Raw genomic sequence first — 23375 nt, forward strand, 5'->3', positions numbered from 1 at the left:
CGGGGGCGTGCGAATAATGAATCCAAGCTCACAATACATCCAAGAGCAGGCAGGCAGTTTCTAAACTACAAAAACTGCTAACCTGAAAATAAAAAAGGAGACCAGCTATGCGAGCATCTTTAGGCATTGCAATATCGCTGATCGTGGCCGCCGCCGGGGTTTTCGCGTTCTCTCATCGGGATACCGCCCCGCTGGCAGAAACACGCATCCCGGTAGAAAAGATGAATCTCACCAGCATCAGCCGCACCTCGGCCGGACTGCTGGCCGCCGGCGAGCAGGGACACATCCTGATCTCCGGCGATGAGGGCAAGAGCTGGCAGGTTGCACAGCTTTCCCAGCAGCGTAGCGCACTGATTACGCAACTCACCTTCTCCGATGAAAATACCGGTCTGGCGATCGGCCATGAAGGCTGGATTCTGCGCACCACCGACGGCGGACTTAACTGGCAGGAAGTTGCCTTCAGCCCCGAGGTAAGTGAGCCGCTGATGAGTATCGCCCGCCTGCCCTCCGGTATCTGGATGGCGGTCGGCGCTTTCGGCAAAGTCCTGATCTCGGACGATGATGGCCTCAACTGGAACCCGATGCCTGCCCCGGGCGGCACCGACTGGCACCTCAACTCACTCATCCCCTCAATGGATCGAAAAGTATGGATGATAGTGGGTGAAGCGGGCACGCTGTTCCGCTCCGAAGATGGCGGCGATTCCTGGCAACAGATCCCTGAATTTTATAATGGTTCGCTCTATGGCGGCCTGCACCTGGGCCAGCAGGACTGGCTGGTTTACGGTATGCGCGGCAACATCTTCCGCAGCAGCGATAACGGCAGCAGCTGGAAACAAACCGGTATCGGCCTGCCAATATCAATGTTTACCCACGAGCAACTGGATAATGGCCAACTGCTGTTAGGTGGCCAGGGTGGCATTATCCTGTCCAGTCAGGATAAGGGCCACAGTTTCGAGATGCTGCTGGGTGGCGGCGGACGCATGTCCCTGACTGACATACAGCAACTGCCCTCCGGCAAGTTCATTCTTAGCAGCGATCAGGGCCTGCAACAGAAAGACTCTGATCAAATTATTCTACCTGCCCGCGCAGCTACCGGAGCGTCATGATGTCTCAGACCCAACCGACCCTAACCCAGAACGTTGTAGACCGCTGCGCCCGCATCCTGATCCGTGAGCGCAAGGGATTCGGCTTTCTGTTCCTGCTGATGACTATTATGTTCAGCTTCTCAGCCCTGCAGACCCGATTCGATCCGGGCTTCAATAAGCTGATCCCGCAGAAACACGACTATATGCAGGCTTTTTTTGAGCATGGCTCAAAATTCACCGGCAGTAACCAGATCATGGTCAGCCTGGAATGGACCGGCGAAGGCGATATCTACAACGCTGAATTTATGAGCCGGCTGCGCAAGGCAACCGACGAGGTGTTCTTCACTCCGGGTATCAACCGGGCTACCGTCCGCTCCCTGTTTACACCCGAAGTGCGCTACGCCGAAATCACCGAATTTGGTTTCATGGGTAATGTGGTCATCCCATCGCGCTTTACCGCCGATAAAGAGAGCCTGGCCCAGGTGCGTTCTAACGTATCTAAATCCGGCCAGGTCGGTAACCTGGTTGCCAATAACCTGAAATCCGCCATGGTCCAGGCTGAGTTGCTGGAAACTGACCCTGAAACAGGCCTGAAGACCGACTACGCAGCCGTTGCAGATCACCTGGAGAGTATTCGTAGCAAACTGTCCGGCGCCGGCATCGAGATTCAGATCATCGGCTTTGCCAAAGTGATGGGCGATGTGATGGCGGGCCTGACCACGGTAATACTGTTCTTCATCATCGCCTTTGCCATCACCCTGCTACTGCTGTGGCATTACTCACGTTCGATCAAACTCACCCTGCTGGCGATTACAGTCGCCCTGCTGCCGGTAATCTGGCTGCTGGGGATACTGCCACAGATCGGCTACGGCATTGATCCGATGTCGGTACTGGTACCTTTCCTGATCTTCTCAATCGGCGTATCCCATGCGGTACAGATGACCAACGCCTGGAAACAGGACGTATTGGCCGGCATGGGCGCAGAAGACGCAGCAGAGAGCGCATTCCGCAAGCTGGCAATTCCCGGCACCGTAGCCCTGTTGGCAAATGCACTTGGCTTTATGGTTATTATGCTGATTGACATCCCGATTGTGCATGAACTGGGGGTAACCGCCTGTCTCGGTGTCGCCCTGATGATCATGACCAATAAGATGTTTATGCCGATCATCCTGTCGCACCTGAAACTGGAAAAGATGGCCCTGCGCAAGCCAGACGACACGGACAAAAAACACCAGCTATGGTGGACCGTCTCGGCTCTGGCAGAGCCGCGTCCTGCCCTGTTCAGTATCGCAATTATGGTACTGCTGCTGGCGGCAGGCACCTGGCAATCCCGCTCCCTGCTGACCGGTGATATCGGCAGCGGTGTGCCGGAACTGCGCGAGAACTCACGCTATAACATGGACAACGCTCAGATCATCCGCGATTACTCAATCGGTATGGATGTCATGTCGGTCTATCTTGAAACAAGAAACCGCGCGGCATCCTGCCTCGATTGGGGGGTTATGAATGCGGTCGATCGCTTTGACCTGCACATGCGCGGCGTGGCTGGCGTGCAATCGGTCAGCACCGTAGCGGGCCTGGCCAAAGTTTATGTCTCAGGTAACAACGAAGGCAATCCACTATGGCGTACCCTGCAACGCTCAGAGCAGGCACTGATTGCCGGAGCAACCGCTGCAAATCCGCAGCAGGGCCTTAATGATGCTAATTGTCAGACCATCAACATGATGGTTTACCTGACCGACCATCAGGACGCTACGCTGAAGCATGTCGCTTCTGAGATCCAGAGCTTTATCGATAAAGAACAGCTGACCGACGCCAGCTTCCGCATGCTTGGCGGTAATTCAGGCGTTGCTGCAGCAACCAACGAAGCGGTTGAAAAAGCTGAAGCGCAAATGCTGGCCTCGATCTTTGGCGCCATTACGCTGCTGTGCTGGCTGACGTTCCGCTCATGGCGCGGTGTGCTCTGCGTTATTGTTCCACTGTTACTGGTTTGTATCCTGTGTAACGCCCTGATGGCGCTGCTGGGTATCGGCCTCAAAGTTGCCACCCTGCCGGTTATCGCGCTGGGTGTCGGCGTAGGTGTCGACTATGGCATCTACATATACGAGCGCCTGCAACACTCTCTGAAACTCGGCCATCCGCTGCGCGACTCTTTCTACGAAGCGATGCGCAGCCGTGGCACCGCGGCAGTGTTTACCGCAGTAACCATGTCGATCGGCGTCGGCACCTGGGCCTTCTCGGCCCTCAAGTTCCAGGCCGATATGGGTATCCTGCTAGCCTTTATGTTTCTGGTAAACGTACTGGGCGCTATCTTCCTGCTGCCGGCTATGGCCTGCTGGCTGGGGGTAAAACCGAAGAATGTCACTGCCACCGGCAAACAAACTGAAAATGTATCTGTTAAATCACCCGAGCAGGAAAAAGCAGAACACATAGGATGATCAACTGAACAACCCCACCCTTCATTCCGGAGCTGCTTGCAGCTCCTTTTTTTTGTCCGGCGGGCCTGTAGACAGAGACTAACAGCCCTGGTTGAAGGTCATGTTGGGCTTCGCTCCGCTCAGACCAACCTACGGCGCTCGTTGCTCGTTGCTCGTTGCTCGTTGCTCGAAAAAACATAAAACCTTCTTAAAATAGAACGGTAGGTTGAAAAGCGCTTTAAAAGATAAATTTATAGGAGTATCTATGGACAGCTATCGCGAAATTGAAAACCTGATATATACCTATGCAGAACGCATTGATGCCGGAGACCTGGAAGGCCTTGCGCAACTGTTCAGTCACGCAGAATTTATCAATGCCGAAGGTAAAGTCGTTGCAGCCGGTGCAGAAGAGTTTCTCAAACTGCAAACCAGCGCTATAAAAATCTACTCTGAAACTGGCACGCCACGCACCAAACATGTCACTTCAAATATTATTATTGAGGTTAACGAAGCCACAAACAGTGCTACAACCCGCTCCTATTTTACGGTGTTTCAGGCCGCTGAGAATTTTGCTTTACAGCCCATCATAGCCGGTACATATAAGGATATTTTTGAACGTGTTAACGGCAATTGGCGGTTCCGGCAACGACAGCCGATACCTGAATTGATTGGGGATCTGTCTCAACACCTGAAATTCGATCTTGGAAATTCTGAACGGTAGGTGGGGCTGAACGATAGGTCGGTTTGAAATCGGTGATGCCCAACATCACTGACGATAGTGTTGGGCTTCGTTTCACTCAGACCAACCTACCCGAGAACAAAAGTTGATTGGAAGCTTTGTAGGTTGGGTTAGCGCAGCGTAACCCAACATCCCATCTCTAAGGTGCAACATCACTGACTTAAAATAGTGTTGGGCTTCGTTTCACTCAGACCAACCTACCCGAGAACAAAAGTTGATTGAAAGCTTTGTAGGTTGGGTTAGCGCAGCGTAACCCAACATCCCATCTCTAAGGTGCAACATCACTGACTTAAAATAGTGTTGGGCTTCGTTTCACTCAGACCAACCTACCCGAGAACAAAAGTTGATTGAAAGCTTTGTAGGTTGGGTTAGCGCAGCGTAACCCAACATCCCATCTCTAAGGTGCAACATCACTGACTTAAAATAGTGCTGGACTTCGCTTCACTCAGATCAACCGACCAGAGAACAAAAATTGATTAAAACCTTTGTAGGTTGGGTTAGCGCAGCGTAACCCAACATCCCATCTCTAAGTTGCAACATCACTGACTTAAAATAGTGTTGGGCTTCGTTTCACTCAAACCAACCTACCCGAGAACAAAAGTTGATTAAAACCTTTGTAGGTTGGGTTAGCGCAGCGTAACCCAACATCCCATCTCTAAGGCGCAACATCACTGACTTAAAATAGTGTTGGGCTTCGTTTCACTCAGACCAACCTACCCGAGAACAAAAGTTAATTGAAAGCTTTGTAGGTTGGGTTAGCGCAGCGTAACCCAAAATCACTGATTTAAGAGAGTTGCAGCTGGTTTGGGAGATGGTATCTACGGTTCTGGCGCCGCGCAGTAGTAGCATTCCAAGACCTGCGAAGCAGGGCTGAAGTTGAGCGCCCTGTTATGCATTTTCGTCTTCAGGTCCAACCCAGAAAAATGGATTATATGCCACCTCCCACAGATGGCCATCCGGGTCTTTAAAATACCCTGAATAGCCGCCCCAGGACGCTTTGCGTGCTGCTTTTGAAAGCGTTGCGCCGGCAGAGATAGCTTGTTCCATTATTTGATCCACTTCGGTTTCCGACGACACATTATGTGCAAGAGCGAATCCACTAAATCCACTGCCATCCGGCACAACTGATGCGTCTTCTGCGAGAGCTTCCCGATCGTATAGACCTAACCAGCTTCCATTAAGGGTAAAAAATGCAACTTCAGGAGGTGACTCCATTTGAGGGAATCCTAATCCTTCTTTATAGAATCTAACGGATTTTTCCAGATTTTTGACACCCAAAGTAATCATGCTGATTCTAGGTTTCATGCATACTCCCTGCTTGTGCTGCACAACGCCGCTGCATAGCCTTTTTCGTCATTTCGTTTTTTTTCTTCTTTTTTGAAGACTAAGTCGGCTTTTCTTCGCTGACAAGCATGTCTATGAATTTTGCAAATCGTCTCTGTCTGGTTTCGGGTTTCTTCGCACTTGTCAATCCATGCGCGATGACATAATGACTCGATTTAGTGAGCGTTTCAAAAAATTGTTTCGCCTTCGGCTTGCTATCTAGTGCTGCCAGGAAATCCGTCGGCACTTTCATTTCACTTGCCGCATAGGCGTTCTCCCACCGGCCGTCTGCTTTGGCGGCATGAACGTGCACGAGTCCTGACTCCGTCATCCGGCCCTCGTTTATCAAACGCTCCACATGCTCTCTGTTCCTTTTTGACCAGTTGCTTCGCGCTTTTCTTGGAGTGACCCGCTGGAGATAGGCTTGGTCATCGATTGACTTCTTGACGCCATCGATCCAGCCCCAGCACAGCGACTCAATCACGACATCGTCCCAAGTCACGCTCGGAATCCCAGTCTGTTTCTTGAAAATCTTTATCCACAGTTCACTTTCGATGGCGTGATTCACCTTAAGCCACCGGCCGAGATCTTTCGGCGATGCAAAGGTCATGATTCTCGTTGGATCGGGTTCAGGCATAAAACTAGATTCTCTTCGGCATAATAGTTTAATTGTGGGCGTGCGCGTTTTACTGCCGCAGGTTTTGCGGTAAGGAGGGGAGGTATCTATCTGATATTGCCCGATTATTTTGAGTTATGCCAGTGACAAACCCTGCCGGATTATTGCGGTGTCTGGAATAAAGCGTGCCATATTGATCAGGTTATCCTAATAGACTGTATAGCCATTCATATTTTTCCAGCGCCTTATCCACAGATTTATCGCGCTTTCAGCAGCAGCTTAAAAACAAAAACCGCCACTGGCGATACCAGGGCGGTTTTTAATTTAAAGGGCTGTTTTAATTATGCTGAACACTTAAACAGCTCGACCAGATCGGCCTTCACTACTTTATTCGATGCATTGACCGGCAGCTCCGAAATAAAACGTACGAAACGCGGTACTTTGTAGTTAGCCATGCACTGGCGTGACCATCTGATCAGCTCTGCTTCCCCGAGATCCTGGCCTGGGCGGCATACTACATAGGCGCAACCGACCTCCCCCATCCGATCATCGGGTACGCCGATCACAGCAGACTGCGCTATGGCAGGATGTTCTGCCAGTGCCGCCTCGATCTCCGCCGGATAACAGTTAAACCCGCCAACGATAAACATATCTTTCAGGCGACCGGTGATCTGCAGATTACCCCGCGCATCGAGGTTGCCGATATCGCCGGTATGCATCCAGCCTTTAGCGTCGATTGTCTCTGCGGTTGCGGCTTCATTCTGGAAATAGCCCTGCATTACGTGAAAGCCGCGAAGGCAGATCTCACCGGATTCACCCGCCGCTAAAACTTCACCGTCTGCTGATTGAATCGTTACTTCAGTACCGGAAATTGCACTGCCACTGGTGGTGGCGATTGTGGTGGCATCATCTGCCGGATTGCAGATGGTGGCCAGGCCACCGCACTCGGTCAGGCCATAGGCCGTGGTAACCACGTCAAAGCCCAGCTCATTGCGCATACGCTCGATCAGCACCGGTGGTATTGTCGCGGCACCGGTCACGGCAACCCGCAGGCTGCTAAGATCGGCATCGGCCAGACCCGGATGCGCCAGCAGCGACAGGTAGAGGGTCGGCGGTCCCGGCAAGACACTGATCTTGTCCTGTTCGATACGGGCAAATACCTCTTCGGCATCAAATACTGATTGCGGCAGAATAGTCGCGCCAGCCAACAGACAGGTTACCCAGCCCGCCTTGTAACCAAAGGCATGGAAGAACGGATTGACCACCAGATAACGGTCTCCCGGCACCAGCCCCAGAACCCTGACAAACTCGGTAAAGGCCTGCAGACAAGCCCCGTGTGCGCTCATCACCCCTTTCGGTTTACCGGTAGTACCCGAAGTAAACATCAGGTCCGACAGATCGTCCGGGCCAATCGCTTCAGCCCGCTGCCGGGCGCTGGCTTCACTCACGCCATCGGCCTGCAGCAGGAACTCATCCCAGTCCAGGGTGTCGTCCAGCGGCGCGCCACTGCGTGGCGTCAGCAGTACCTGCAGCTCTATTGATGCAGGGCACTCTTGCGCCAGCATTGCCGGATAATCGACGTCGAGAAAATCCCCCACCATGAAGATTACCCGGGCACCACTGCGCTCAAGTACATCGGCGGCTTCCTGTGCTTTCATTCGGGTATTGATCGGCACCATCACCGCACCGGCCATCTGTAAACCCAGTGCCGCCAGTACCCAACGCGACTCATTGGGTGCCCAGATGGCAACCCGGTCACCCGGTTCTATGCCTTGATGCATCAATGCACGGCTGACCTGCAGCGCCCTGGCTGGCAGATCGGCATAATCAATACACTCACCGTTATCTTCGATAGCCGTAATACCGGCATGCAGCTTCGCAGCCCGAAATACCAGATCGGGAATTGAGCGGGCCTGAATGGCCGTTTGCTGTTTGATCATTTCCTGTTTAGTCATCTCAGATACTCTTCAGTGCGCTGGACTCACCGGCCCTGCCGGTGAACAGACTTTTTATCTCATGCCACGCTTAATACGGCAGCCAACAGGATCGATCCCTGCCAGGCCTGCGTATTATGATGAGCTATTTGCTGCAGCAGCCTGACCGGCACGCCGACCGGAAAACACACAATCTGCCAGGGACAGGCCGCTGATATAAAGATTCGACGGTATTCCTACCGCTGTACGTCCGGCGGCATACAGGCCGGGTATCGGTTGTGCGGAATCATCTTGTACCCGGCCATCGTCTTCAGCCACCTTTAAACCTCCCAGGGTCAATGCACCCAGCGGAAAGATCGGGCTGCCAACTGAAATATCCATGGCATAGTACGGTCCCTCTTCGAGGGACTGACAATAGTCGGTTGATTTACCCTGAGGATCGGCAACTCCGGAGCGGATCGCAGCGTTATAGTGCTGCACATCAGTTTCCAGCGTCGTGGCATCCATCTTCGCGGCTGCGGCAAGTTCAGCCAGGGTTTTACCCTTACGGGCACCCAGCAACATCAGCGCCAGCGCCGGTATGGATTGGAACCACCAGTAACCACCAAACAGCGCTTGTTTAATCGACTGCTTGCGCAACCGTTTATCAAGTACCAGCCAGGCTTTGCCATCCTGCTTTTCACAGATCGCATGACCTAAAGTAGCGCCATAGACCTCTTCATTGCAGAAGCGTTTACCTTCAGGATTAACCACAACCCCTTTAGGCCAGCAGACGGGCGGATTGATAAAGCGCCAGGCTGAAACTGTACCAAGGTGATCAGCTGCGGCACCGACCGACTGACCAAGCTGCAGACCGCTGCCGTCACAGCCGGTCGCGCCGATTTTGAAGTTACGGCGATAATGCGGAGCATGCTCTTTTAACAGGTCACGGTTAAAGATAAAGCCACCGGTACTGAGTACCACACCACGCTGTGCCCGAATCAGTTGCGGACGGGAAAATTCTTGCTCCAGGCGGCTGACTTTCCGGCGCAGCTTGTCACAATAACGCGGTGCCAGGTTCTGCATTTTCTCAGCGCGCCGGGCTAACCGGGCGTGCTGCCGTGCCGCCTTACTGCCCTCAGGCAGGGACCAGATTTCAGCACCAATCACCCGGCCGTCATGTTCATCCACCACCAGCCGACGCACAGCTGATTGTGTCATTACATTAATTCCTGGCTGGCGACAGGCTGCCTGCAGGTGCGAATAGAGCACTGCTCCCCCGTGCCCCTTGCCGACGGTACGGTGGCCGCGCGGCGCTGGTGATTGCTCACCCTGATAGGCTGGAACCTGTTCATTGCCTGAGTAGTAAAGATAGTAACCGTCCGGCGGGTAAGAGGTTTTACCGCCCGGTGGGACCTGATGGCTATAGGGGGCGCCCTTCGACTCTAGCCAGCTCAGGTTGTCACGGCTCTGATCACAGAATCGACGCAGGGTTTTATCCGACACTACGCCCTGGGTTTCATGACGCAGGTAATCGAACATCGCGTCCGGGGAATCACTGTAACCTGCCGCTGCTTGCTGGCTGGTACCACCACCGGCATAGACTACGCCACCGCTTTTAGCGCTGGCACCACCGCCCTGGAACCGGTCAGCAATAATTACATTTGCTCCCTGTTCACGGGCTTCGAGTGCCGCACAGGCTCCCGCGGCTCCCCAGCCAACAACCAACACATCGCACTCCAGATACCAGTTAAGGCTATCGGGGTCTGCTGTGGTCAGTGGCGGCTGGACAACTGTATTATAACTTTTGCTATCTGCGCTGCTCATCAGACGGCCTTGCTTTGCTGAGCCGAGGCAGCACCGGTAAGGTTCTGTTCTGTAAGATCCTGCACCGCGATATAACCAAAGGTCATCGCCGGGCCTAAAGTGGAGCCCGCACCGGGATAACTGGTACCCATGACGGACGCGGAGCAGTTGCCGATGGCGTACAGGCCATCGATCACCGAACCATCATCACGTACCACCTGGGCACGCTCATTGGTCATCAGACCGCCCTTGGTACCGATATCACCGGCATCCAGCCGCATGGCATAGAACGGCCCTTTGGCGATCGGTGCCATACAAGGGTTCGGCTTAACATTCATATCGCCGTAGTAACGATCAAACACGTTGCCACCACGCTGGAAATCTTCATCGACACCGCTGGCAGAAAAACCATTAACCCGTTCAGCCGTGGCTTGCAGACCCGCCGCATCAACACCGATCTTACCGGCCAGCTCATCCAGGGATTCACCTTTCCAGACCATGCTATTCATCCAGTCTTTCGGCAACCGGCTATCCGGCATGATCTGGGACGGCATCAGCGGGCCCATCGCATAGTGGAAGCGGAAATGGCTATCGAAAACCACCCAGGCCGGGATCGATTTACCACCGGTCTGTTCATTATTGCGGTACATCGCATCGCCAAATTCCAGGTACGGCGCTGCTTCATTGATAAAGCGCTTACCCAGAGAATCAACCACATAGGCACCGGGAAAAGCACGCTCGGCAAACACGCCGCGGGCTTTCTCTTCACGGGGCACATTGATGGTCGGCGCCCACCAGCACCAGTCCAGCAGATCGGTGGCCGCACCAACCGCCTGGCCGGCTTCCAGCGCAGCACCGGTATTATCACCCGGCGGCGTGGCACTCCATTCAACACGGGTAGGCTGCGGCAGATATTTTTCACGCAGAGCCTGGTTCTGTTCAAAACCACCGGAGCCCAGAATTACACCCTGACGCGCAGTAAGCACCTGCTTCTGACCATTGCGTTCGACAACAACACCTTCCACCCGGCCATCCTGAACTATCAGTTCGCGGAAATCAGTATTCAGCCATAAAGGAATATCGCGATCCATCAGCGACTGACGCAGCGATGCGACCAGTGAGCCGCCCAAACCAGCACGACGATCACGCTTGGTTTTACGGCGACGGAAAAAATCTAACTTGTAGCGTGCCATCAGCCAGACAATCATAAAATGCCAGCCACGTTCTTTCGAAATCGCCTTGTGCGCCTGACGGGCGGTCCACGCGATGCGGCCCATCAAAAGAGTTGAGGGCGATGCAGCGCGTTGATTGTCATACTCATCACCCAGCTTGGTGATATTGTAAAGCTCGGGATCCAGCGTCCGGCCACCGGGCAGCGAGCCTTCAAGGTGCGGATAGTAATCAGGGTATTTCTCAGCCACGTCGTAACGTACACGGCTGTATTTCTCAAGATGTCGGATCATCTTCGGCGCATTATCGAGATAAGCTTGCAGGCGCGATTCCTCAACCCGACCTCCGGTTGAGGCCTTAAGGTAGGTCATCGCCTTTTCATAGCTGTCATTGCCGCCTTTAGCTTTGAAATGATCATTGTTGGGAATCCAGATCCCGCCGCCAGACAGAGCGGAAGTACCGCCATATTTGTCGCTTTTCTCGACAACCAGTACCGACAGGCCCTGATCAGCGGCAAAAACGGCGGACGATAGGGCACCCGCCCCGGAACCAACTACGATCACATCATAGGTATCAGTGACCTGCGTATGAGATGTCATCTGCTATCTCCATATTGTTATTTTTTACGCTGGTACCTTATGTACTGTCGAACAGATACAACATGCACTCAGCTTTATGGCATTACCTGATAATGCTTGGAGCCGCCCGGACCATCATCGTCAATGCGGACTACAACCGGGACAGATATGAGGAATCAAAGGGAAAGAAAAAAGAAAAAACAAACGAAGGGCAAAAGGAAAGAAAAAACAGGAAGCTGGCAGGCGCATAACGCCTGCCAGAAGAGGGTCAAGCCAAAGGAATCAGGCTTACACTGAGAATTGCTTTTTCAGCTGAACCTTAAGCAGTTTACCAGCGGGATTACGCGGCAAACGCTCCTGCAGAATATGGATTTTTGAGGGCACTTTATACGCCGCAAGGTTAGCTGCAACATGCGCAGTCAGCGCCTGTTCTTCAACATCCTCACCCGGCGAAACAGAGACCACCGCGACAATCGCCTCTCCGGTCTCTTCATCAGGCACACCGTAGACCGCCGCCTCCAGCACATCGGAATGCTGCATCAGGCAGGATTCAACTTCCGCCGCGGCGATGTTTTCACCGGCACGATTAATCACATCTTTAAGGCGATCAACAATGAACATGAAGCCATCTTCATCCAGATAACCCAGATCACCGGTACACAGCCAGCCATCCCTGAAGGCATCTGCGGTGGCCGATGGGTTATTGAGGTAACCATCCATCAGGGTAGCACCCTGCAATTGAATCTCTCCGGTCTGACCGGTAGCCAGTACTTCACCATCCGCGGCACAGACACGCACCCGCATCAGCGGCGAAACGACGCCGGAGCTGCGTGGCTGAAAGCGGAACAGCTCGCCGGACGCGGCAGCACCAACACCATTGGTTTCGGTCATGCCAAAACCGATACCTACCATCTGGTTGCGCAACCGATCCAGCACCATATCGATCAGAGAGTGAGGCAGACCCGCACCACCAAAACCGAGGCCGGCAAACCCTTCCAACACTTCAGGGGTAGAAAAGCCCGGTTCGCGCAGCAGTTGCATCACCATCGATGGTGCGCCGTTAAACTGGGTTACCTGCTCAGCCTTGATCATTTCAACCGCGGTCTTCGGGTCCCAGCGATGCATAAACACCAGCCGCCGACCACTTCTCAGCGCCGACAGTAACTGCGCATGCAAACCACTGACATGAAACAGCGGCACCGCCGTCAGAATCACAGGCGCCCGTCCACTGGCCATAATCCGCGCCACCGCTTCCGGTGATGTCATCCCCGCCTGGGCGCCGATGTAATCGATGTTATACAGTGCCTGACACACCGCCCGCTGTGTTGAAACAACCGCTTTAGCTTTACTGGTTGCACCTGAGGTAAACAATATCAGCGCCGGATCATCAGCCTGAATTTCAACCTGCGGCAGATCGGCAACCGGATGAGTTAGCGCCTCTTCAAAGTTTGTCAGTGCAGCATCGATCTGCATTTGGATCTGGCCCGGACACTCGCCAACCAGCAATATCTGGCAACCGTTAACGCCGGTATCACCGTTGATACGCTTCAGCCGGTCACTATCGCACACCAACATGGCAGGCTGCAGATCTTCCAGCGCAGCGCGCAACTCATGCTCCTGGCCAAAACTGTTCAGTGGTGCAGGCACTGCGCCAATCAGCGCAACAGCGGCAAACGCCGCCACCCACTCCGGCCGGTTACGCATCGCAATAGCCACCCGCTGACCGGGCTCGATGCCCTGCTCCGCAAACCAGCTTGCCAATGCATCTACACGGCTATAAAACTGAGCAAAACTCCAGCGCTGCTCCTGATACACCATAAAGCAGTCGTCATCATCACGCCGCGCACTGCTGATCACCTCAGCAAGGCTCTGTGGCGCGTGTTTGTACACGGGTAACAGCTCCCCTCTGACGCTGACTTCGGTCAGTTCAAAAGGCGCACCCGACGCTGTTAGCTGAGCGTTAGCCTGCGCTACCTGAGCAACAATAGTCATGCCCATTCTCCTGTAATTTTTATTGTCTGTTTGAGCACTGGCTCAGACCGCTGCAGAATACCGGTCGACACCTGCGTCACCGGTTTCTCGTACTAATTCTTTTTGCTTAAGCAACCAGGAAAGATGCGCATGCGTCTCCCCCTGCGCCAGCATCGTTTCTACCGCCCCTAACTCCCTGTCAAACATCCATTTAAGCGCTTCGTAAGCTGTAAAGCCGGTCGTAGCGCGGGCTTTTTTCATCACCAGATCCAACTGGCGCTGGTGATGTTGATGTAACTGCTCAACCCGGCAATGTACATTTTTAAACACCGGACCATGGGAAGGCATCACCAGAGTATCCGACTCAATCTGACTCAGTTTATCCAGCGAGGCCAGCCATAGCGACAACGGATCAGCTTCCGGTTCGACATCGCTGACCAGCACATTAGAACTGATCTCCGGCAGTAGCTGGTCACCTGCGATCAACAGCGAATCCTGTTCGCAGTATAGGCAGGCATGCTCCGGCGAGTGTCCCTCGCCGATCAGAATCTGCCAGTTGCGGCCACCGATATTTAACTGCTGACCTTCTCGCAGGCGATTAAAATCAGGCGGATAATCTCCCATGAAGGGATCACGCTGACAGGCCTTAAGCATCTTATCTATCTGACTCTCAGACATCCCGCTACGCAGATAAAAATCCTTTTGCCGCTCCGACCCCATATCACCACGACTGGTAGCCAGCGCCCGCAACGTATAATACTCGCCATGGGTCATATACAACGGCGCATCAAAATGCTCCATCAGCCAGCGTGCCAGCCCCGCATGATCATAATGAAAGTGAGTACATATTAACCCCTTAACCGGCAAACCACGGAAGCTTTGCTCCGCGACAGTCTGCCAGACATCGCGACTGGCCTCAGTATTCAGCCCGGTATCGATCAGAAACCAACCGTCACCATCATCCAGCAGGTAAACATTAATATGGTCTAACGACATCGGCATCGGCATTCTGGCCCACAGCACACCGGGTGCTACTTCAACTACCTGGCCGTCAGCCGTCGGAGCTGGAAAAGGATAGTCCAATGCCGCCCGCTCTTTCTGCTTACGCGTTTGCAGTTGCTCCTGAACAGGCTTCTGTGCAGATTCACTCAGTGCCATAAATAGCCTCCGTTAATGCGCCATATTAATCCCCATACACGCGGGACACATCTTCCCTATATGAAAAGACATTAGCGCCCGACTCAATACGTCCAAAAGGACGATGTGACTTTATCCACAGGCAGTAATCTCCTATTCATCGAAGTTTTTTTGTAGGAACAACAAATGCAGTCTGCCAACCAACCCAGTGTGACATGGCGCACCCATATCACACTTATCCTGCTCGCATTGGTTTATGTGTTCTCGTTCATCGACCGCAACGTGATTGCGATCGTACTGGAACCGATCAAACAGGAGTTCGGTGCATCCGACACTATGATGGGCCTGATGAGCGGTCTGGCATTTGCTGTTCTCTACGCAGGCCTCAGCCTGCCCCTTGGTCGCATGGCCGACCGTGGCGTCAATCGCCGCACGATGATTGCAACCTGTTGCGGCCTGTGGAGCCTGGCGACGATGGCCTGCGGCATGGTCACGCAATTCTGGCAGCTGATGATGGCACGCATGACCGTTGCCGTCGGTGAAGCCGGTGGTATGGCCCCCTCTGTCTCGATGGTTTCTGACCTGTATCCACCGCACCGCCGTTCTCTGGCGATGAGCATTCTGATGCTGGGACCGCATATCGGCCTGCTGGCGGCGATGGTCGCTGGCGGCTGGATGGCTCAGGAATGGGGCTGGCGATCAGTATTCTTATGGTTTGGCGCACCCGGCATTGTACTGGCGCTACTGCTGTTTCTGTTCTGCAAAGATCCGGGCCGTGGCGTATTTGACAGCGCCGCAACTAAAGCCAGCGATGCTGCTGCAAAACAAGAACCCTTCATCAAGTCGCTAAAATCTATCCTTCAGGTAAGAGCCTTCCTTTTTGTTTGTCTGGCCTGCGCCGTTGCCGGCCTTGCCGGATATGGCTACGGCATCTGGGCGCCGACTTTCATGGTCCGGAACTTTGATATATCTCTGGCACAGGCGGGCCTTACTTTCGGTATCGCCAGCGGTATTTTTGCCGCCGCAGGCTCCATCCTGAGCGCCGTTTATTGTGACCGGCTGACCCGCAAGGATTGTCGCTGGCAGATCAGACTACCTTTAATTGGCATAATCATCAGCCTGCCGATGGGCATCGGCTTTCTGCTCTGGCCCGCCGATGCTTACTGGATGATTGGCGAGTTAAAAGTACCGCAAGCGATCATGTTTGCCGCCGGCTTCAGCTTTTTCAACAGTTGGTGGCCGACCCTCTCTTATGCCGCCGTCAGCCATCTGATGACCAGCCGGCAGCGCGCCACTGGCGCTGCGACACTGAACCTGTTCGTCACGCTGTTCGGTGCCGGCCTGGGCCCTTTAACTGCCGGTTCGTTAAGCGACGTTTTCAGCTCATCGATGGGCGACGACAGTCTGAAATACGCCCTGGTGGCAACGCTGTCGCTGTTAGTTTTTTCTGCGTACTTCTATACCCGCGCACTGAAACCCTACCAGAGTCGCATGGAAGATTTATCTGGTAGCGCAGCTACAGCATCCGGGATGACTGAAAACATCCAGAATAAACAGACAGATACACAAACCGTTTCTTGATATAGATCAATAGCCGTTACTCATATGGTCCATACAGAGTATGCCAGCCGCGCCAAGAGCGATGAAAATGAGTACAGACATTAAAAATAAGGAGAATAAAAATGGCAACTTCTGAGGAATATCGCCTGGGTGAGTATACCTACCCTCGCGGCTGGTTCATGATCGCCACAGCAGACGAAGTCAACAATCACAAGCCTCTGGCGGTGCGTTTCTTTGGTAAAGATTTTGCCTTATACCGCGGCCGCGCTACCGGTAAGATTGTGCTGCTTGACGCATACTGCCCGCATATGAAAACCCATCTGGCAGCCGAAAATGATACATCCTATGTAATCATTGACGGTGGCGGCACCAACATTGAAGGTGACGGCATTCGCTGCCCTTATCATGCATGGCGCTTTGGCCCGGATGGTGAGTGTGACGATATTCCTTACCATGATGGTGCGATCCCGAAAACAGCCTGCGTTAAGTCCTGGACTGTTGTTGAAAGCCTTGGCGCTATCTGGGTCTGGCATGATCCTGAAGGTGGTGACCCTGAGTGGGATCACCCATCATTGCCAGAATGGAACGACAAAGCCTGGGTAAACTGGGAGTTCGATAAACTGGGTATGCTGGAGCAGCATCCACAGGAAGTTATCGATAATATCTGCGATTACGGCCACCTGAGCCCGATTCACGGCTCAACTGTGCAGCGCTATGAAAACGAATTTACCGGTCATCACGCGATACAGCGTCAGTGCGGCCCGCACCGTACTCTGGTCGGCGACGATGGTGTCAGCCCGATTCTGCATACGATCACCAAGTACCATGGCCCTGGCGTCCTGATTTCGCATCTAACAGGATTCTATGAAGCGATCCTGATGATCAACCATACGCCGGTTGACGACGGCACTCTGAAAGTGTGGCACGCACTGCTGGTCAAGTCTCCGAACGGCAACGAAGTTGCCACAGTAGAAGATGAAATTGCTGCACGCCAGTTCCAGCATGCAAGTAAGCTGGCTTTCGCGCAGGACTTTGAAGTCTGGACCAACAAAGCGGCCTGCCTCAACGGTATGTTTATTCCTAGCGACGGCCCGTTCATGAAAGCCCGCATCTGGTATAAGCAGTTCTACAATCCGCGTGCACGCAAAGCTGAGTTCCTGGATAAGTGCGAAGGCGTCTATGTACCACGCGGTGCAGAGCCATACTCTGCAAATTGATCCCGTGAACTAAGTACAACAAGGATCAAGCTACGCAGACCTCGCTCAATAAACGGGTCTGCGGTTACCTGGCGCCATGCTTACCCGCTGGCGCCTGAGCAACACCCAAGCAACACCCAAGCAACACCCTGGCAATACCGAGCAGTTTTAATGACAGCTCACCCCTGGGAAGGTAATTGTTCACCCTTTTCCTGACCACTTCTTGTTCGCTAAATTTTTACCGGCCCCCTGGGCCGGTTTTTTCCTAATGCTTCTTTCCACTGCTGTAACTCCTTGTTTTAATTTCCTTTCTAACTCTAGAGTTAAACACGGGCAGCACGAAGCTCGTAGCGCTAAGCGCTTAAAAGAGTTCAGCGCCAACACTGCCCCCAGCCCCAGGCCGGTCCTACAGACTCCTTTTTTAACACTCCGTGCAAACTCAGGCAGAGCAAAGCAAACAATCGAAATCAAATCTCAGTGCCGCTAAAAACAGCAAAAAAAAAGCTAACCATCGCAAGATGGCTAGCTTATTCTCAGATCCTGAATTGATCAGACAGTCGGCTGATCAACCTCAGTCTGCGGTAACCTGCGCCTCCATCATCGCCTGAAAGCCGTCATGGTAAGGTGGTAACATTCCCCACTCACCACGTGGATCATATTCCGGCGCGGTAAATACCGTACGCATATGGCTGAATTCAAGGAAGCCTTCATAGCCATGGTAATGCCCCATACCGGAGGCACCGACACCACCGAACGGTGCTTCATGCATTGCGGCATGAATCAGCGCATCATTAACACTGACACCGCCGGAAAGCGTCTGGCTCAACACCTGCTCCAACTCTGCTTTGTCCTGGCCAAAATAGTACAGCGCCAACGGGTTGCTGCGGCTGTTGATATCTTGGATGACATCAGCGATATCATCATACGGCAACAGCACCAACGCAGGACCAAATATCTCTTCCTGCATGATACGACACTGCTTTGGCGGATCGATCACCAGACGCAGTGGTCGACGCCGGTTAACGTCAGACACCTGGCTATCATCATGACTTGATTCAATCCGTGCTCCCGCAATCCGGGCATCTTCGATATAGCCTTCGATGCGGCTCAGATGCTGCTCATTGACCACAGGTACAACATCCGGGTTATCGGTAATATTGGGATAAAAGCCACTGAACAGAGTCTTCAGATTATCGATCACAGACTCAAGTTGATCTGCAGGCACATAGAGCAGGTCAGGACTGACACAAAGCTGCCCGCCATTGGCACCTTTAGCCAGCGTCAGTCGCTTACAACTCTCTTCCAGGTCGGCGCTGCGACTTAGAATCGCCGGCGACTTACCGCCCAACTCTAAGGTAACCGGAACCAGGTTCTCGGCAGCCGCGCGCATGATTTTTTTACCGACTTCGGTGCTGCCGGTAAACATCAGGTGATCAAAAGGCTGCGCCGAGAAAACCGCACCGACCTCCGCGCCACCGGTGACGACACCGACAACTTCCGGATCAAGATGCCTGGCGACCGCATCAGCAATAGCCTGAGCGGTACGCGGCGTAATTTCAGACGGTTTAAGAATGGCACGATTGCCCGCCCCCAACACACAAGCCAGTGGGCTTAACAAAGTAAACAGCGGCGCATTCCAGGTGCCGATAATACCCACCGAACCTTTCGGCTGATACATAACCTGAGCCTGAGCACCCAACTGATCATACGGCGCAAAAGGCGTTCTCGATTGTGGTGCCAGCCAACCTTCCAGATGGTCCCGGGCATGCTTCAGTGAGCCCAGAGACCCCAGCACATCATTCATCAGCGAGAAACTTTCCGCACGTCCGCCAAAGTCTTCAGCCATCGCGGCCACCAGAGACTTATGCTCAGCCACCACCATATTAATGACTTGCTGGATACGCTCACGCCGTACTTCGGCGCTGACTGTTCCGGCACCAACGACTGCTTGTTGTTGCCGTTCCAGCAGCGCTGACAAACCATCAACGCTGTTCACAGATCTGTTCATGCTGCTATTTCCTTTCTAGGACAGGACTATTTACCCACACAGAGCAGTCGACCTCATACTCAAAAATGTGGGGCTTAGTCTCTTTTTAACTCTGATCACGGTCAACTGCGTCGTCCAATCGGACGACAGGGCTCAATACAGGTCAGGAAATGCATTAGTCCATAAAGACGATGATCTGATTTTGTCATATCGCGATACTCAGTCTCATACTAGCCGGCCAGAAGAGGCATTACCATGACACAACCTAGCTTTGACACCCAGGCATTTCGCACCGCTCTAGGGACCTTTACCACCGGAGTGACGATCATTACCGCTGAGGCTGAAGATGGCACTCAGGTCGGCGTTACCGCAAACAGTTTCAACTCGGTATCACTGGATCCGCCACTGGTACTCTGGAGCCTGGCCAAAAACGCCATGAGCCTGCCTATATTCACCGAAACCAAGCATTGGAACGTACACGTATTATCGGCTGAGCAAGAGCCCCTGTCCGGGCGCTTTGCATCACGGGGTGAAGATAAGTTCTCCGGCCTGGTGTTGGATGAAGGCATCACTGAAGCCCCGCTGCTGCATGACTGCACAGCTCGCTTCCAGTGCCGCACCGCATTTGCCCACGACGGTGGCGACCATATCATTTTCATCGGTGAAGTACTGGCATTTGACCAGAGCGAACTGCCGCCGTTGGTATTCCAGAGCGGTCAGTATGCGCTGGCGGCTCGCAAGCCGTGGGAAGGTGTCAACCTGAGTTCCGCCGAAGTACCCATTGAATGTAGTTACAGCGAAGATCTGCTGGGCTACCTGCTGGGTCGGGCTCACTTCCAGATGTTCAATAAGATGCAGGACTTGCTGACTAAGCAGGAACTCAATGATAAACAGTTTTTCACCCTGTCGGTGCTCTGTATCAACGACAATCTGACCCTTGATGAGATCAACGCCCATATCGATTACACCGGCCGGAGCGTCACCGAAGACGAGATGGCTCAGCTTACAGGCCGCCAGCTGCTGGCCCTTGAAAGCAACGGCGATAAGCCGCGTTACAGGATGACCGCCGACGGCCGCGAAGCTTCACTGCATCAGATCGCACAGGCCAAAGCGATCGAGGAGAGCCTGATAGACAATCTCGGAGCAGGCGAAGTAATGGCCCTTAAACTGCTGCTCAAGCGCGCGATTAACAGCACTGATCCTGGCCTGCCGGACCTCTGGTCTGCTGTATCCGAAAAGCAGTAAAGGCCCTGTCATTTACAAGACTATTTACAAGGAGCGGTTATGAGCATTCTGGATCAGTTTAACCTTGATAATCAGGTTGCCGTCATCAGCGGCGCAGGCAAAGGAATTGGACGGGCTATCGCCCTGGCCTACGCTGAGGCCGGCGCCGATGTGGTCTGTTCCGCACGTACCTTAGCCGATGTCGAAGCGGTTGCCGAAGAGATTCGCAGCATGGGCCGACGTGCCCTTGCCGTGAGCTGTGATGTCAACGATGAAAAGCAGCGTCAGCAACTGATCGCCAAAGCGGTTGAAGAGATGGGCAAAATCACCCATCTGGTCAACAATGCAGGCGGTGGCGGACCAAACGATCCTCTCAAGATGTCAGCTGAAAAGTTCGCCCAAGCGCTGAACTTCAATACCACGTCGGCCTATGCCCTGATTCAGCTTTGTGTGCCACACATGCGTGAAGCGGGTGCTGGCAATGTGATCAACATCACATCAGGCGCAGCCCGATACTCGCAGCCTTATTTCAGTGCCTATGGCACTGCAAAAGCGGCACTGACTCAGCTGACCAGACTGCTGGCACAGGACTTTGCGCCAGCCATACGCATCAACGCTATTGCACCCGGGCCTATTCTTACCCTCGCTTTAGAGCGCGAAGTAGCCCCCGAAATGCTCAAGGGCATGGCCAGCAATACTCCACTTCAACGTATCGGCAAGACCGACGATATTGCCGCGGCGGCCCTGTATCTGGCGACACCCGCTTCCAGCTGGGTTACCGGAAAAATAATCGAAATTGACGGCGGTGCTGAAAGCACTGTCTGGCCAGGCTGATTTATCAGCGGGAGAATAACAGATGAACACTGCTCTGATAGAACAACTGGGCGAAGAGCTTTATCACGCACTGCGCCAACGTCAGTCCCTGACACCGCTGATCGATCGTCATCCCGAGCTGAACATCGATGACGCTTATCAGATCTCCCTGCACAGCCTGCGCCTGCGGGAAAAAGATGGCGAACGGGTGATCGGAAAAAAGATCGGTGTGACCAGCAAGCCGGTACAGCAAATGCTCAATGTGCACCAACCGGACTTCGGCTTTCTGACCGACTCAATGCACTACACCGACGGCGCTGAAGTCAGCCTGAGTAAAGCCGGGCTTATCCAGCCCCGCGCCGAAGGCGAGATCGCTTTCTGCCTGAAGCAGGATCTGCAAGGCCCGGGTGTCACCGCTGCAGATGTATTGGCGGCAACCGACTGGGTAGCACCCTGCTTTGAGATTGTCGACTCACGTATTCAGGACTGGCAGATCAGTATCGTCGATACCGTAGCCGACAACGCCTCCTGCGGCGTGTTTGTGATCGGCGAGCAGCATACCGATCCCAACACGCTGGATCTGGCGGCCGTAAAGATGGAGGTGAGCCATAACGGCGCGCCTGCCGGTAGCGGCGTCGGCGCCGCCGTACAGGGTCACCCGGCACAAGCTGTCGCCTGGCTCGCCAACACCCTGGGCGAATACGATATCCCGTTCCGCAAAGGTGAAATCATTTTATCCGGAGCCCTGGCTCCGCTGGTCACGGCGGTAGCCGGTGATCATTTCAGTCTTGAGATCGAAGGCCTGGGTGGCTGCTCTATCAAATTCTGCGAGTAAGCTTCTACGAATAATAAAGCTCAGCGAATAACACTCAACTGGCTACGCTCCGATTCAATAAAGAGAGAGACCATGAAGAAAATTAAATGCGCGCTTATCGGTTCCGGCAACATCGGTACCGACCTGCTCTACAAACTGAAACGCAGCCCGCTGCTGGAGCCGGTATGGATGGTCGGTATCGATCCGGAATCGGAAGGTCTGGAACGGGCCCGTCAGGAGGGTCTGAAGACCACCGCTGAAGGCATTGACGGTCTGGTACCGCATATCGAAGCCGACGAGATTCAGATCGCATTTGATGCCACTTCAGCCTATGTGCACGCGGAAAACTCCCGCAAGCTGAACGAAAAAGGCGTGTTGATGATCGACCTGACACCTGCCGCAATTGGTCCATTCTGTGTGCCGCCGGTCAATCTGGAAAGCCTGCTCGACAACAGCCCGATGAACGTCAATATGGTCACCTGCGGTGGCCAGGCAACTATTCCGATGGTCGCTGCTGTATCCCGCGTACAACCGGTTGAATACGGTGAGATTGTCGCCACCGTTTCTTCCCGGTCTGTAGGCCCAGGTACGCGCCAGAATATCGATGAATTTACCCGTACTACATCCGGCGCAGTTGAAAAAGTCGGCGGCGCGAAAAAAGGCAAGGCGATCATCGTCATCAACCCGGCTGAGCCACCACTGATCATGCGCGACACGATCCACTGTCTCACCGAAGGCGAGCCCGATCAGGATGCTATCACTCAGTCAGTACATGACATGATCGCCGAGGTACAACGCTATGTACCTGGCTACACCCTGAAAAACGGCCCGGTATTCGATGGCCGCAAGGTGTCTATATTCCTTGAAGTTGAGGGATTGGGCGATTATCTGCCCAAGTATGCTGGCAACCTGGACATTATGACTGCGTCTGCCGCCCGTACCGCTGAGATGTTTGCCGAGCAGGTTATCGCCGGCACACTCACTCTTGAATCAACTCTGCAAGCTGACACAGCCACCGCATAAGGA

18 protein-coding genes are annotated in these 23375 nt (G+C 53.7%); 10 read left to right on the forward strand and 8 right to left on the reverse strand.

Going from position 1 to position 23375, the window contains the following annotated elements; translation table 11 throughout:
- Positions 1–107: 107 nt before the first annotated feature.
- The 3 genes from ACQUQM_RS13410 to ACQUQM_RS13420 all read left to right on the forward strand — a co-directional run bounded on the left by ACQUQM_RS13410 (position 108) and on the right by ACQUQM_RS13420 (position 4223).
- The gene (locus tag ACQUQM_RS13410) at positions 108–1106 is read left to right on the forward strand and encodes a WD40/YVTN/BNR-like repeat-containing protein (protein WP_432470401.1); all 999 of its coding nucleotides are present in this window, start codon (positions 108–110) and stop codon (positions 1104–1106) included.
- Entirely contained in the window at positions 1106–3523 is a 2418-nt protein-coding gene (locus ACQUQM_RS13415) for an efflux RND transporter permease subunit (RefSeq protein ID WP_432470402.1), read from the forward strand. The genes ACQUQM_RS13410 and ACQUQM_RS13415 overlap by 1 nt, the downstream gene beginning before the upstream one ends.
- A gap of 244 nt (positions 3524–3767) precedes the next feature.
- Positions 3768–4223, forward strand: a complete 456-nt coding sequence (locus ACQUQM_RS13420) for a nuclear transport factor 2 family protein (protein ID WP_432470403.1) — start codon at positions 3768–3770, stop codon at positions 4221–4223.
- 906 nt (positions 4224–5129) lie between these two features.
- Here the strand turns inward: ACQUQM_RS13420 and ACQUQM_RS13425 are convergent.
- The 5 genes from ACQUQM_RS13425 to ACQUQM_RS13445 form a co-directional block, all read right to left on the reverse strand.
- Entirely contained in the window at positions 5130–5546 is a 417-nt protein-coding gene (locus tag ACQUQM_RS13425) for a VOC family protein (protein ID WP_432470404.1), read from the reverse strand.
- Between the two features lie 79 nt (positions 5547–5625).
- Entirely contained in the window at positions 5626–6201 is a 576-nt protein-coding gene (locus ACQUQM_RS13430) for a YdeI/OmpD-associated family protein (RefSeq protein ID WP_432470405.1), read from the reverse strand.
- Positions 6202–6521: 320 nt separating this feature from the next.
- On the reverse strand, positions 6522–8135 hold the full coding sequence (locus ACQUQM_RS13435) for a FadD3 family acyl-CoA ligase (RefSeq protein WP_432470406.1): 1614 nt from the start codon (positions 8133–8135) through the stop codon (positions 6522–6524).
- Between the two features lie 114 nt (positions 8136–8249).
- Positions 8250–9920 (reverse strand): FAD-binding protein, encoded by a 1671-nt coding sequence (locus ACQUQM_RS13440; RefSeq protein WP_432470407.1) that lies wholly within the window; start codon positions 9918–9920, stop codon positions 8250–8252.
- The gene (locus tag ACQUQM_RS13445) at positions 9920–11668 is read right to left on the reverse strand and encodes an FAD-dependent oxidoreductase (protein ID WP_432470408.1); all 1749 of its coding nucleotides are present in this window, start codon (positions 11666–11668) and stop codon (positions 9920–9922) included. The genes ACQUQM_RS13440 and ACQUQM_RS13445 overlap by 1 nt, the downstream gene beginning before the upstream one ends.
- Here ACQUQM_RS13445 and ACQUQM_RS13450 point away from each other — a divergent pair.
- On the forward strand, positions 11662–11898 hold the full coding sequence (locus tag ACQUQM_RS13450) for a hypothetical protein (protein WP_432470409.1): 237 nt from the start codon (positions 11662–11664) through the stop codon (positions 11896–11898). The genes ACQUQM_RS13445 and ACQUQM_RS13450 overlap by 7 nt on opposite strands.
- Positions 11899–11935: 37 nt before the next feature.
- Here the strand turns inward: ACQUQM_RS13450 and ACQUQM_RS13455 are convergent, their stop codons facing one another.
- Together ACQUQM_RS13455 and ACQUQM_RS13460 are read right to left on the reverse strand one after the other, a co-directional pair.
- Entirely contained in the window at positions 11936–13639 is a 1704-nt protein-coding gene (locus ACQUQM_RS13455) for a class I adenylate-forming enzyme family protein (RefSeq protein WP_432470410.1), read from the reverse strand.
- Between the two features lie 42 nt (positions 13640–13681).
- Positions 13682–14776 carry an MBL fold metallo-hydrolase gene (locus ACQUQM_RS13460; protein WP_432470411.1) on the reverse strand — a complete coding sequence of 365 codons (1095 nt, stop codon included), beginning with the start codon at positions 14774–14776 and terminating at the stop codon, positions 13682–13684.
- A 165-nt stretch (positions 14777–14941) separates the two neighbouring features.
- Here ACQUQM_RS13460 and ACQUQM_RS13465 point away from each other — a divergent pair, with 165 nt between their 5' ends.
- Together ACQUQM_RS13465 and ACQUQM_RS13470 are read left to right on the forward strand one after the other, a co-directional pair.
- Positions 14942–16336 (forward strand): spinster family MFS transporter, encoded by a 1395-nt coding sequence (locus ACQUQM_RS13465; protein ID WP_432470412.1) that lies wholly within the window; start codon positions 14942–14944, stop codon positions 16334–16336.
- 101 nt (positions 16337–16437) lie between these two features.
- A complete protein-coding gene (locus ACQUQM_RS13470; protein ID WP_432470413.1) occupies positions 16438–17532 on the forward strand; it encodes a Rieske 2Fe-2S domain-containing protein in 1095 nt (364 codons plus the stop codon).
- Positions 17533–18082: 550 nt separating this feature from the next.
- Here the strand turns inward: ACQUQM_RS13470 and ACQUQM_RS13475 are convergent.
- Positions 18083–19519: a coniferyl aldehyde dehydrogenase gene (locus ACQUQM_RS13475; protein ID WP_432470414.1), complete on the reverse strand. Its 1437-nt coding sequence runs from the start codon at positions 19517–19519 to the stop codon at positions 18083–18085.
- Between the two features lie 234 nt (positions 19520–19753).
- Between ACQUQM_RS13475 and ACQUQM_RS13480 the strand changes: the two genes are divergently transcribed.
- The 4 genes from ACQUQM_RS13480 to ACQUQM_RS13495 all read left to right on the forward strand — a co-directional run bounded on the left by ACQUQM_RS13480 (position 19754) and on the right by ACQUQM_RS13495 (position 23372).
- Positions 19754–20743: a flavin reductase gene (locus tag ACQUQM_RS13480; protein WP_432470415.1), complete on the forward strand. Its 990-nt coding sequence runs from the start codon at positions 19754–19756 to the stop codon at positions 20741–20743.
- Between the two features lie 39 nt (positions 20744–20782).
- The gene (locus ACQUQM_RS13485; RefSeq protein ID WP_432470416.1) at positions 20783–21556 is read left to right on the forward strand and encodes a glucose 1-dehydrogenase; all 774 of its coding nucleotides are present in this window, start codon (positions 20783–20785) and stop codon (positions 21554–21556) included.
- Between the two features lie 22 nt (positions 21557–21578).
- On the forward strand, positions 21579–22370 hold the full coding sequence (locus ACQUQM_RS13490; protein WP_432470417.1) for a fumarylacetoacetate hydrolase family protein: 792 nt from the start codon (positions 21579–21581) through the stop codon (positions 22368–22370).
- A gap of 72 nt (positions 22371–22442) precedes the next feature.
- Positions 22443–23372, forward strand: coding sequence for an acetaldehyde dehydrogenase (acetylating) (locus ACQUQM_RS13495; protein ID WP_432470418.1), 930 nt, complete (start codon positions 22443–22445; stop codon positions 23370–23372).
- Positions 23373–23375: the final 3 nt, after the last annotated feature.

It is taken from the genome of Amphritea sp. HPY, from assembly GCF_050870985.1.
GTDB lineage: Bacteria > Pseudomonadota > Gammaproteobacteria > Pseudomonadales > Balneatricaceae > Amphritea.